Source organism: Candidatus Nitrotoga sp. M5 (assembly GCF_927904885.1).
Taxonomy (GTDB): Bacteria; Pseudomonadota; Gammaproteobacteria; order Burkholderiales; family Gallionellaceae; genus Nitrotoga.
In genome coordinates this window covers 1-11981 of the sequence record NZ_CAKMNW010000011.1, presented here as the reverse complement: position 1 = coordinate 11981, position 11981 = coordinate 1, and the positions used below count along the sequence as shown (strand labels likewise).

Genomic DNA, 11981 nt, shown 5'->3' with positions numbered 1-11981 from the left:
CTTAATCGGGAGCTGATTTTATGGATCCTTCATGGGTAATACTTAACGTTATTCTTGGTGCGGCAATAATATATTTAATTTTTATATACAATAATTTGGTTAACCTGAAACATAATGTATCTAAATCATGGGCCAATATTGATGTATTACTCAAGCAACGTCACGATGAATTGCCAAAGTTAGTTGAAACTTGCAAACAATATATGACTTATGAGAAAGGTGCGCTGGAAGCGATTATTAAGGCGCGTTCGGCAGTTGCTGCAGCACAACAAGGTTCTAACGTTAAAGCGTTAGGTGTCGCGGAAACCCAGTTGCGTATGGGTTTAGGTAATTTATTCGCATTGGCGGAAACTTATCCAGAACTTAAAGCCAACCAATCATTTCAACACCTGCAGTCACGTATTACCGGTTTGGAGCAAGATATTGCTGATCGCCGAGAGTTTTATAATGATTCGGTGAATGTAAACAATGTCCGTATAGAACAATTTCCTGATGTAATTGTGGCTAAAAATATTGGATTTAAAGCATTTGATTTATTGGAGTTCTCAGATGCAGAAATAACAGATGTCAATTTAACTACTTTATTTGCATGAAGGTCCAGTAATAGCAATGAATGTAACAGATGAACGAAGTATCTTTGTCCTGGTTGCATTATGTATATTGACATTGGTGTGTTTCGTATTAGCTTTTTATTATCTTAGGCGTGCGCGTTTAATCGAAGACACTCCCACTTCCAAAATTCGTTCTGCTACGCAAGGCTATGTAGAATTAGAGGGTGCTGTCTCGGCGGGGGAAGGAGGTGGTTTAATTGCCCCACTTTCCGGTATACCCTGTGTTTGGTTTCATTACAAAATACAGCAACTTCAAAAATCTGGAAAAAATAGCCGTTGGCAAACCATTAACCAAAATACTAGCGAATTTCCTTTTAAAATCAAAGATAAAACTGGCACATGTACTATCAATCCCAAGGGCGCGCAAATTACTACTGAGCACTCCCGTACCTGGTATGGGGATAGTGCATTTCCCACGCATCAGATGGGTGACAAACATAGCTCTAGCCTTCTTCAAAGTATGATTCAGCGCCGCTATCGTTATATCGAACAGTTTATTTATGTTCATGACGTGATTTATGCGCTCGGTTATTTTCAGAGTCAAGGAGGCGGACGTGAGGTTCCTGGTAGTCATCAAGTAACCGGTGAAATTTTGCGAGAATGGAAACAAGATTCTGATCAGTTACTGCAAAAATTTGATCAAGATGGCAGTGGTGAAATAGACCTGAACGAATGGCAGCAAGTCCGCAAAGCAGCAACAAACGAAGCAGAAAAGCGGCGCAGTCACTTATACCAACAACCCACCGTACATGTTTTAAGTAAATCGCCGAATAATCAACATCCATTTATTTTGTCCACCCATAGCCAAAAAATACTGGCTAAACGCTATCGCTACTATGCCGTGGCTGGGCTATTAGGGGCTGTGATTAGTTGTTGTATAGTTGTCACTGTAGCTATCTGATTTTTCTATTTTTTATCAATTTGATATCGCATCCTTCTGGCACACGTAAAAGCCACTTAGACACTCCTGTATTACCATTATTTTGTCATTATAGTCAGCACTTTAATTCACCCAGTTGGAGCACAAGGTCGTTGAGGGGAGTGTGCTATGCAAGCACGCTGATTGATAGTGAACGGTTTGCTGACGTGTATGCGCAAAATGAAATGAATGCAGTGTACGCTGAGAGGGGGGCGTAGCCTGGCGACAATTCTTGTTCGTGTTATCGTGCTATTGAGTAAAGGAATACAGAAGGAAAGGGTGGTTGTTCCGCATGAGCTGTACCATATTCCTTTAATTCCGACAGGCTGTTGACGGGTATTCTTTAAAAGAGTTCTTTAATTCCCTGGTTGCAGGGTCACGGTCAGGTCTCGCTTTTCCCCTTGATGCATTACGGTTAGCTGAATTACATCGCCGACTTTGTGGTCGTCCAGGCGGGCCAGTAGTTGGGATACCGTATAAATATCCTTGCCATTGATCGCCACGATGGTGTCACCAAGACGCATACCTTGGGAGGTTCTAGTTACGGCCTTGAGCCCCGCTTTTTCGGCTGCTGAACCTGGTTGTACGCGCAGCACAACCACACCCTTTGTGCCAGTAACGGTATTCAGTCGCTCATTTATTTTTTCATCGGTCTCGATGCCCAAGGCTGGACGAATATATTTTCCATTTTTGATTAGTTGTGGTACCACGCGCATAACGGTGTCCACAGGAACGGCGAAACCGATACCTGCAGATGCCCCGCTGGGGCTGTATATGGCGGTATTGATCCCAATAAGCCGTCCTGCCGAATCCAGCAATGGACCGCCCGAGTTGCCAGGGTTGATAGCTGCATCGGTCTGGATCAAGTGTTCAATGGGCGGGCCGATGTTCCCGGCCAATGAACGATCGAGCGCTGAGATGATGCCGTTGGTCAGTGTCCAGTCCAAGCCGAATGGATTGCCGATTGCAAAAACCTTTTGACCCACCTTCAGGTCGTGGCTGGTGCCCACCGGCACAGGAGGCGGTCGTTTGAAACCCACACCGATGCGTAATACCGCAATATCGTGCGCGGGACTAGCGCCGATTAGAGATGCCTTGTAATCTCGGCCGTCTGCCAATTTTACAGTGGCACCAGAGGCATTCTCAATTACGTGGTAGTTTGTAACTACATGGCCGGCGTCGTCCCAGATAAAGCCAGAGCCATTCCCCCTGGGTACGGCAAAGACGTTGCGCGTCCACGCATCGCGTACCAGAGCAGCAGTGGAAATGAATACGACCGATCCGCGTGATTTTTCGAATAGTTCAATTGTGCTTTGTTCATCGGCGGCCAGATCACCTCGGGCAGTGACCGTGCGGAGCTGACCTTCAGAGGGAACCCATAGTGATTCGATGGCTGGCAAAAGCGTCCATAACAGCATAAACGTCGCCAGCATTATGGAAATAGTCACTAGGCGCCGGTAAAATGGATCGGGTGTTCCTCGATTGGGTTCAATGTTCATGGGTCAATATCGGTCAGCCAATAGAATCTTTAGTCGTTTTAAATGCAGTCTTGACCAAAGCCTTCCAGGATGATCGTGAGTGCAATGATTTTGTATTTCACACGGTTAAGTTTTTTCAACGCTGCTGGGCTTTGCCCAAGTTGCATGGTTATGTCCCATGCAACTTGGGCAATATTCAAAATTGCAATCTTAAGTTCTATCGTTTTCTATGTAAGACAAGAGCCGAGTAAAAAATTTAAACAAGGCATATGGTTATATGCAAGTGAAAAATAATTTTCGAGTAACGCAGTATTGTGGTCAAAATAGGATTTAAGAGGTGCCCTTAAACGAGAGTAATCCACTAATTATTTAACAGCTACTTTGCGAATGCTGTGGATAGTATCTTGAATCTGCTTATATGTAAGCATATACGCTCATGAGAGGAACAAAATGCACACATCACTGTAAGCTGTATATTTATTATGTGCTAATGATGTACGATTCCGTCGGATTTTTGATCAAAAGCGGAAAGTATTTCAAGGCAGAATACGAGAATAATGGCCTGCATTACTGCAAGCCATTGTTTTATTTGGCGTCCCCAACGAGATTCGAACTCGTGTCGCCGCCGTGAAAGGGCGGTGTCCTAGGCCTCTAGACGATGGGGACTAAAGGGCTTGGTGATACCATTTTGGTGGAGATAAGCGGGATCGAACCGCTGACCTCTTGCATGCCATGCAAGCGCTCTCCCAGCTGAGCTATACCCCCAAAATGTGCGCGCATTATAATGATCGAGCACCCCCTTGTAAAGCTGAATACTTGGTATGTGCTAAATATATCGTGCCAACCGAGCCAATACGACCTCACGTGGAAATAGTATTATTACTGCATCTACCGAGGGGGTCTGGGTTTGCCCTGTGAGCATAACACGCAACGGCATCGCCAACTTAGGCATTTTTAAACTATGCTTGCCTATTATTTCCTTGATTACTGCCCCTATTGCAACCGATTCCCACATTACATCTTTTAGGCGTTCCGCTAGTTCCTGCAAAGCAGGCATCGCTTCAGCAGTCAGTTGGGCACTCAGCAACTCTTGATTGGGATGTAAATCGATATAAAATATTTCTGCTGCATCCGCCAATTCGTTGAGGGTTACGACTCGTTCTTTATAAAGGGCAATGATAGCTTCCAATGCAGGTTTGGCGCTCACTGATACGCCGCGTGCTTCCAAGCGCGGTCTTACTAGCGCAACAAGCCGCGCATTATCGGCCTGTTTGATGTAGTGCTGATTGAGCCAGTTTAATTTCTCAGTATTAAATTGTGCTGCAGATGGCGTGATATGGTCGAGGTCGAACCATGTGCAAAATTGCTCCACTGAAAAAACTTCTTCATCACCGTGCGACCATCCCAGTCTTGCCAAGTAATTAATTACTGCCTCTGGCAGATAACCCTCTTCATCATAATGCATCACACTCACTGCACCATGTCGCTTGGATAGTTTCTGCCCGTCATCACCTAGTATCATTGATAAGTGCGCGTACTGTGGCACGTTGGCACCCAATGCCTTTAGTATATTGATCTGACGAGGCGTATTATTGACATGGTCGTCGCCACGTAGCACGTGCGTAATGCCCATATCCCAATCATCTACTACTACGCAAAAATTATAGGTAGGTGTTCCATCGGCACGAGCAATGATGAGATCGTCTAACTCTTCATTGTCAAATTCAATTTGTCCTTTCACCAAATCTTTCCACGTTACAATTCCCTTGGCAGGATTTTTAAAGCGCACCACTGGTTTCGTATCAGTAGCCGGTTCAGGCAACACCTTGCCGGATTCTGGACGCCAGCGACCATCGTAGCGTGGTTTTTCACCGCTTGCACGTTGAGCTTCGCGCATAGCATCCAGTTCACTTGGCGTGGCGTAACAGTAATAGGCTAAGCCCTGCATCAGCATAAGCTGGATTACCTCTTTATATCGTTCCATAGACTGCAATTGATAGAACGGGCCTTCGTCATAACTTAAATTAAGCCAAGCCATTCCATCTAGAATAGCTTGTACTGCTTCAGGTGTAGAGCGCTCCACGTCAGTATCCTCTATGCGCAGGACAAATTTGCCACCATGCTTGCGGGCATAAGCCCAAGAGAATAATGCGGTACGGGCGCCGCCGATGTGCAGATAACCCGTGGGGCTAGGCGCGAAACGAGTACGTATGGTCATAATTTTTAATCAGTAATTTTTAGTAAAAACAGAATGCATATTTTACGCCACCTTGCCGCTCGTGCTACTAACAATGTTCGCAACACTTCAGGCTTATCAATCCATTGCTTTTAATATCGGCAATAGTGTTCCAGGAGCCAACATGTTGCGCGACAAAGTTTGCCCCCTTTCAATCTGTGAAGAGTTTATTTTCGATGACACTCTGCCGCGGTTTTTAGAAGCTTTATTTGTTGCAGCAGGATCATTAGCTGCCGACAGGTTGTAGAGCGCGTACGCTATAATAAGGTTCTGCTTTACGCCTGTTCCATATTCATATTTCACCCCGAGATTGTTTTGGGCATCTGCATCGCCTTGGTTAGCGGCGAGCTGATACCATTTTACTGCCTCCTTGTCGTCCTGTAATACGCCTTGGCCGTTGGCATGCATCTCCCCAAGGTAGTATTGCGCAGTGGCATAGCCTTGGTCAGCGGCAAGCCGATACCACTTCACAGCCTCCTTGTAATCCTGCAGTACGCCCTGGCCATTGGAATACCTGACGCCGAGGTTGTATTGCGCAGTGGCATAGCCCTGGTCAGCAGCAAGCCGATACCACTTCACCGCTTCCTTGTAATCCTGCGGTACGCCTTGGCCAATTCCATACATCACCCCGAGGTAGTTTTGTGCTTCGGCATAGCCTTGGTCCGCTGCGAGCCGATACCATTTTATTGCCTCCTTGTCGTCCTGTAGTACACCTTGACCGTTGTCATACATCACTCCGAGGTAGGTTTGTGCTTTGGCATAGCCTTGGTCCGCTGCGAGCCGATACCACTTCACCGCTTCCTTGTAGTCCTGCGGTACGCCCTCGCCATTGTGATAACTCACACCGAGGTAGTATTGCGCAGTGGCATGGCCTTGATCAGCGGCGAGTCGATACCACTTTACCGCCTCCTTGTAATCTTGCAGTACGCCCTGGCCTTGGTCATACATCACTCCGAGGTTAGTTTGCGCATCTGCATGGCCTTGATCAGCGGCGAGCCGAAACCACTTTACCGCTTCCTTGTAGTCCTGTAGTACGCCCTGGCCATTGGAATACCTGACACCGAGATTGGTTTGCGCAGTAGCATTGCCTTGGTCCGCGGCGAGCCGATACCACTTTACCGCTTCCTTGTAGTCCTGCGGAACGCCCTGACCATTGGAATACCTGACCCCGAGGTTGTATTGTGCAGTGGCATCGCCTTGGTCCGCGGCGAGTCGATACCACTTCACCGCTTCCTTATAGTCCTGCGGAACGCCCTGGCCATTGGAATACCTGACCCCGAGGTTGTATTGCGCAGTGGCATCACCTTGGTCCGCGGCGAGCCGATACCATTTCACCGCTTCCTTGTAGTCCTGCGGAACGCCTTGGCCAATTCCATACATCACCCCGATGTAATTTTGTGCATCGGCATTTCCCTGATTGGCTAAAGGCTTAAACTCTTTCAGGGCTGTTGCATAATCTTTATTATCGTACGCCGCTTTGCCTTTGTCATATCCCGCGTATGCGGTTATGGATAACATCAAACATGCTGTTGTTACCATCTGGTTCACTGCGTATTTCATAAGCTTCTCCTAAAAAATATTGCATTCAAATGTTAACAACGATTTTCAATCTTATGATTATAGTGGCCCCTGCTATTCAGACAACCAATTAAGCTGGTAACTGTTGCAATTGAGGGACAGTTTATGAGTGAGGCGAAGCACAAGAATATTTTGGCGAGTTCAAGGCCAAGGTCGCACTTGAAGCGATCCGTGGTATCAAAAGGGTGAATCAAATTGGTCAGAAATTTGGAGTACATTCCACGCAGGTTGGCATTTGGAGAAGGTACACAAGAGCAAGCATTCAGCCTGTTTGAGGCCAAGCGCGGGTCGAAACCTGCCGACCTCTATGCCAATTTAGGATCGGTTGTATTTTGAGTGTGACCGCTCGAAAATGTAACTTGATTGGCTAAAAAATATCTTTGATCAGCCAATAGAGAAGTGCAGGCAATGGGTCTACGCCGTTCCGCAGCTTGACAGTAGATTACCATCTTCCACTCGATGAATTATTGTCCTGACGGAGAGGGTCACTGTACTGCTGGTTTTTCATCATGCATGATTGCAGTCGTCTGCAAACTAAATATTTGGAAGTACGCAATTTCAGTATATGCCCCACCTTTAAAAGTACTCGGTTGATAGAATGGCGTATATCCTAAAATGACGCTATTGCAATATGAATGCCTTATACGTACTCGCTTTTCTTATCTCTCTATCATGTTTCTTTGCTTTGGCAGAAATGGCGCTTGCTTCTTCTCGATTTGGCAAACTTGCTCAAATGGCGGCAGCAGGAAACAAGGGAGCAGCAGTAGCCCTCATCATTAAAGAACATCCCAGCCGACTATTGGCAGCAACTCAGACCGGCATTACTGCTGCAGCACTGTTAATGGGCATTTATGGAGAATCTGCTCTATCAGCATCGATTGAAGCCGCTATTCCTCGCGACTTTCCTCTGTTAGGCGCATGGCGGGAACCTATTTCGTTCATCGCAACCATTGTGATGGTGACGGCTGTTTCCATCGTACTGGGAGAGATTGTTCCCAAACGTATCGCGATCGCCCACCCGGAAAAATTTGCAGCGCGATGCGCGCCCGTCATGTCATTGTTTATTCGTGTGTTGTCGCCGGCTATTTATGTCCTGTCCTGGTCGGCTGATCGCGTGCTGGCTATACTCCCATTTCAATCTGCGCCTGCAATTACCAGCGTGGAAGATATTATTGCCTTTGTTGATGAGGGTGAAAAAATGGGCTCGATTGCGCCTGAAAAATGCCACTTGATGGGTAACGTCTTGCGCTTGGAAGATCGTCGACTTGCAGGCATCATGACGCCTGCTGCAGATGTGGATTATCTTGATCTTCTCGCACCACGTGAACGTAATTTAAAACTTTTGCGGGAAGTGCCCCACTCTCAACTGCCAGTCTGTAAGGGCGATATGCAGCATGTCATCGGCATCGCAGAAAGCCACGATATTTTGCAGGCAGTAATAGATGGTGAAGTAGACTTTGCTGAACTCCCACTAAATCAACCCCTGTTTGTGCCAGCCTCACTGACGTTAATCGATCTTTTGTGTGCTTTGCGTCAGCACAGGACAACATTTGCTCTGGTTGTCAGTGAATTTGGCGTTACCGAAGGCATTGTGACGTTAGGCGATGTGATGCTGTCACTGGTCGGTGAGATGATGCCGCTTTCTGACGCACCAGAAGATGCACTTGCCGTGCGTCGCCCGGATGGATCCTGGCTTCTGGATGGTCTGCTGGCGATCGATGAAATGAAAGACAAGTTGGAAATTCGTAGTGTTCCCGATGAAGAGTTGGGGAATTTTCACACCGTCGGTGGATTTGTTCTGGCTTCACTGGGTCGGATTCCCCGCAAGTCCGAACGCTTTACCGCAGGAGATTGGGATTTTGAAGTAGTGGACGTAGATCGGAACCGGGTTGATCAGGTTCTAGCGACTCTTCGGGCGCAAGAACCCTGATCCGTTGTCCGGCGATTGGCATGCTAGCAGGTCGAACTGTTCTTCAAATGGATCAAACAACATCTTCGGATAAAAAGGTGCTTTAGCACTACCGAAAATGCAGTAAAACCACTAATTAGGGATTGAAATTTCGGTTTAAATTTTGGTCTCCATCGTGAGAAAAACGGCTCAATACAAGGCTTTGCTTTACACAGCTCTACTAATTATTAGCCTGACTTTTTTCGATATAACACAACTTGATCAATCACTTAAAAATTCGAATTTGAAATATCCAGATAGCAAAACAACAACCAACTGAATTTACGGAACTAAATTGCCGGATACTATTGTTAGCGCTAACGAATATATCTATTTGGCTTTGACAAATTGGTTTATAAGTGTAAATCTGTCGAAAATCCTTGTTGAACTTAGTTCTGTCTGAAGCGTTTTTTATATGTGGGCATCGTCACAACTTTAAGCTGTAGATGTACGATTTCAGCAGAGCAAACTGGGTAGGATGAGTTGAAAAGCCAGGTTGATTTATCAACTGATCTAAAAAAGGCCAGAATATATGAGCAAATGCATGAAGGGTCTTGGCAGTATGTTATTTGTCGTGGCTGGGGTTATGCTGCTGAACAATTCACACGCTACAGGGCTGCAAGATATATTCGTTGACGCGCTCAAGAAATATGCCGAAAAAAAAGCTGAAGAAGCCGGCCTAACCGACAACAAGTCGGATGCAGGGCAAGCGTCAGCAAAAAATGTAGAATTTTTGTTCGCCGGAGCCAAAGCGCCGACGGTGGACGAATTCACTTTTCTGCACACTACAGAGCCGACACCACCAGTTATCACGGGTGGATCAAACTTTGCCGCAGAACAAGATTGTTATAACCGTGTACAGAATAAAATTGCCTGGAATTACACCGGCTCGAAACGTTGGTCTGATAGTAACGTCAAAAATCTGTGCCGCGGCACCAAAAATGGCGCAGCGCCTGCGACTTGTTTTTACAACGCCATGTTTCGCGGAGCGCGATGGGGTAAAAAATCCTCTCATACCATGAATTGGGTTCTTGCCACGCAGTTGTGTAAAGGAACCAATAATGCCAACCAGCAAATTAATTGCCTGAAGTCCAGGATCGCAAGTAATTTGTCTGTGCAGAAAGCAGTCAGTGCGTGTGATAAGAATCCCAACGTCACAAGACCACCACCTGTCAGGAGACCACCACCTGTCAAATTACAAGAAACCGAATGTTTCAATTATGTGCAGGGCAGAATCGCATGGGATGCGGCCGGCAAGAAAAAATCCTGGGCAAGCGGCAATTTAAAGAGATTGTGCAAAGGCACGACTTCCAAATTCTCCCCCGGTAATTGTTTCAACTATGCGCTGCACAAGAAAAGCTCATGGGGCAAAAAAACATTCCATGTTATGAACTGGTCTAAAGCGCTGGATCTGTGTGAAGGAGTCAGCAACGCGCAAAAGGTCACCGGATGTTTCAAAAATTCAATTGCTGCGGGCAAGAATGTCAACAATGCAATCAAGTACTGTACTCGCAGGGGGGCATGATGGCTAACTGCAAATTGGTGGTCGCCGGGTTGGTTATGATTGGTAGCCTGATTTTACAACAATGCGCCGTTGCTCAGACCGCAGTGACGGCCAAACAGCTGAGTGCCAAACAGCTGAGTGCCAAAAACCTGCGTGTGTTATCAAGCTATAGCTTTAAGAGTAGCAAGGCGAAAATAATCGCGCCGCGATCAACACAAGCAACTACCACCGAGGAAGAAGATGGCGACCCAACCGGGCCCAATACTGAGTTCAACACCGATCTGGTTGATCTATTTGAGCCCTCGTCGCCAAAATACATCAGAGCAGATTTTGAGGCTCATATTCCTTTCGCACGCACATTATTCCGAGATCATACATCACTCAACACATTTTACTTTTATCCAGCCGGGTACCTGCTTGAATATGATGCCACTGATGGCTTTGATATTAACTTTCTGCATCGTACGCGCGCCGATGAATCGCAGGAAGAGTTAATTGTTTTGAATTTCACCCTGCAGACCAGACGGCTGAATGGTGGCATGTCTCTACTACAGGAACTGGCCCAGTATGCGATAAAACCAGCGAATGACAAACCAGTTAGCTTGCAACGTCTCCCAGTAGATTCGGTGAGGGTCGATATTGCCGGACTAAGCTCATTAATCCCTGAAGAAAATGTAAAAATCATCAATTCTCCATCAATGATCGGAGACCCAATCCGGGTGCAGGCCACATTGACACAGAGCCAAAAGGAAGATGTAGTCGCCTCTATTAGAGATGGCGGCGTGGCTGGCCGTGTTATCTTCACTACCAATAACAACAGTGTCGAATTAGAGATTCCTTACTTTGTGAGTTTCACCGACTTTGCCGGGCAGTGGATAACTGATATCAGCCAGCTTGATACCACCGATTCAATCAAGAATCTCAGCCCTTATCCACTAATGGTATCTGGTGTGGTGGTCTACGCCAAAAGCAAAACCGGTAACAAGCTGCACCGACATCAAATTCCATTTGTAACTCCAGTTGTTTTGGAAGCTGGTGCCGTAGCCAGAGCGGACAAAAGCTTTGCCGAGTTGGTCTCTTCCTATGGCGAGGTGGTTTCTGCGTGGCCAGTCATAAAGCGCGTTATCTGCGACGAATGCCTGAATGTAATAGAGCGCGATATTCTGGTATCCCCAGCGCAGGCCAGCCGAACCAATTTGCCGATCGAGGCGATTCCCAATATCTTTGATCAGTTTTCGCTGTTCAAAGTGCTGGTGGAGGTAAGAAGTAGTTTGTTCAGTCCTAACAACGAATTTTCAGAGGTGAAGAACTTTACCTTGAGAGCCGATGCAACGGAGGCATCGGTCACCTTGTATGTAAACCGGGACAACACAGAGTCGATCAGTAACTTTGAATATCGTATCAAGCCCTTTCACAATGAGGGGCTGAATCTTCCATTTACCGACTGGAAGCCGGATAACGGCGTAATGGACATTACCGTAACGGCTGGTGACATTCGGCCATTAATGCCGGAGCAGGATACAGTTACCGCAAAACCGGAGCAGGATACGGATAGCGCAAAACCGGAGCAGGATACGGATAGCGCAATACCGGAGCAGGATACAGATACTGCAATACCAAAGCAGGATACGGATACCGCAATACCAGAGCAAGATACGGATACCGCAATACCAGAGCAAGATACGGATACCGCAATACCAGAGCAAG

9 protein-coding genes and 2 tRNA genes are annotated in these 11981 nt (G+C 46.6%); 5 read left to right on the top strand and 6 right to left on the bottom strand.

The genetic code is table 11. From position 1 onward, the window contains the following. Positions 1-20 precede the first annotated feature (20 nt). Both MJ770_RS04400 and MJ770_RS04395 read left to right on the top strand, forming a co-directional pair. Positions 21-593: a LemA family protein gene (locus MJ770_RS04400; RefSeq protein WP_239250388.1), complete on the top strand. Its 573-nt coding sequence runs from the start codon at positions 21-23 to the stop codon at positions 591-593. Positions 594-609: 16 nt separating this feature from the next. Beyond that, positions 610-1512: a GIDE domain-containing protein gene (locus MJ770_RS04395; RefSeq protein ID WP_239250387.1), complete on the top strand. Its 903-nt coding sequence runs from the start codon at positions 610-612 to the stop codon at positions 1510-1512. A 374-nt stretch (positions 1513-1886) separates the two neighbouring features. Here MJ770_RS04395 and MJ770_RS04390 read toward each other — a convergent pair whose 3' ends face one another. From MJ770_RS04390 to MJ770_RS15445, 6 genes are all read right to left on the bottom strand, one after another. Further along, positions 1887-3029: a S1C family serine protease gene (locus tag MJ770_RS04390; protein ID WP_239250386.1), complete on the bottom strand. Its 1143-nt coding sequence runs from the start codon at positions 3027-3029 to the stop codon at positions 1887-1889. 38 nt (positions 3030-3067) lie between these two features. Continuing rightward, a complete protein-coding gene (locus MJ770_RS04385; RefSeq protein ID WP_239250385.1) occupies positions 3068-3208 on the bottom strand; it encodes a hypothetical protein in 141 nt (46 codons plus the stop codon). Between the two features lie 390 nt (positions 3209-3598). Further along, positions 3599-3674 (bottom strand) — tRNA-Glu (locus MJ770_RS04380). 23 nt (positions 3675-3697) lie between these two features. After that, positions 3698-3773, bottom strand: a tRNA-Ala gene (locus MJ770_RS04375). A gap of 61 nt (positions 3774-3834) precedes the next feature. Beyond that, positions 3835-5226: a glutamate--tRNA ligase gene (gene gltX, locus MJ770_RS04370; protein ID WP_239250384.1), complete on the bottom strand. Its 1392-nt coding sequence runs from the start codon at positions 5224-5226 to the stop codon at positions 3835-3837. Between the two features lie 96 nt (positions 5227-5322). After that, positions 5323-6804: an SEL1-like repeat protein gene (locus MJ770_RS15445; protein ID WP_305855777.1), complete on the bottom strand. Its 1482-nt coding sequence runs from the start codon at positions 6802-6804 to the stop codon at positions 5323-5325. A gap of 649 nt (positions 6805-7453) precedes the next feature. On the opposite strand from MJ770_RS15445, the gene MJ770_RS04355 reads away from it, so the two are divergent. From MJ770_RS04355 to MJ770_RS04345, 3 genes are all read left to right on the top strand, one after another. Continuing rightward, entirely contained in the window at positions 7454-8752 is a 1299-nt protein-coding gene (locus tag MJ770_RS04355; RefSeq protein WP_239250383.1) for a hemolysin family protein, read from the top strand. A gap of 550 nt (positions 8753-9302) precedes the next feature. Further along, positions 9303-10295: a hypothetical protein gene (locus tag MJ770_RS04350; protein ID WP_239250382.1), complete on the top strand. Its 993-nt coding sequence runs from the start codon at positions 9303-9305 to the stop codon at positions 10293-10295. Further along, positions 10292-11981, top strand: a 1690-nt coding sequence (locus MJ770_RS04345) for a hypothetical protein (protein ID WP_239250381.1), incomplete at its 3' end; no start/stop codon positions are given. The genes MJ770_RS04350 and MJ770_RS04345, both read left to right, overlap by 4 nt.

Excerpts from the sequence above, each read along its gene's own strand:
- MJ770_RS04355 (WP_239250383.1), top strand. The coding sequence starts at position 7,454 with ATGAATGCCTTATACGTACTCGCTTTTCTTATCTCTCTATCATGTTTC.
- MJ770_RS04350 (WP_239250382.1), top strand. The coding sequence starts at position 9,303 with ATGAGCAAATGCATGAAGGGTCTTGGCAGTATGTTATTTGTCGTGGCT.
- MJ770_RS15445 (WP_305855777.1), bottom strand. The coding sequence starts at position 6,804 with ATGAAATACGCAGTGAACCAGATGGTAACAACAGCATGTTTGATGTTA.
- MJ770_RS04390 (WP_239250386.1), bottom strand. The coding sequence starts at position 3,029 with ATGAACATTGAACCCAATCGAGGAACACCCGATCCATTTTACCGGCGC.
- MJ770_RS04395 (WP_239250387.1), top strand. The coding sequence starts at position 610 with ATGAATGTAACAGATGAACGAAGTATCTTTGTCCTGGTTGCATTATGT.
- gltX (WP_239250384.1), bottom strand. The coding sequence starts at position 5,226 with ATGACCATACGTACTCGTTTCGCGCCTAGCCCCACGGGTTATCTGCAC.
- MJ770_RS04400 (WP_239250388.1), top strand. The coding sequence starts at position 21 with ATGGATCCTTCATGGGTAATACTTAACGTTATTCTTGGTGCGGCAATA.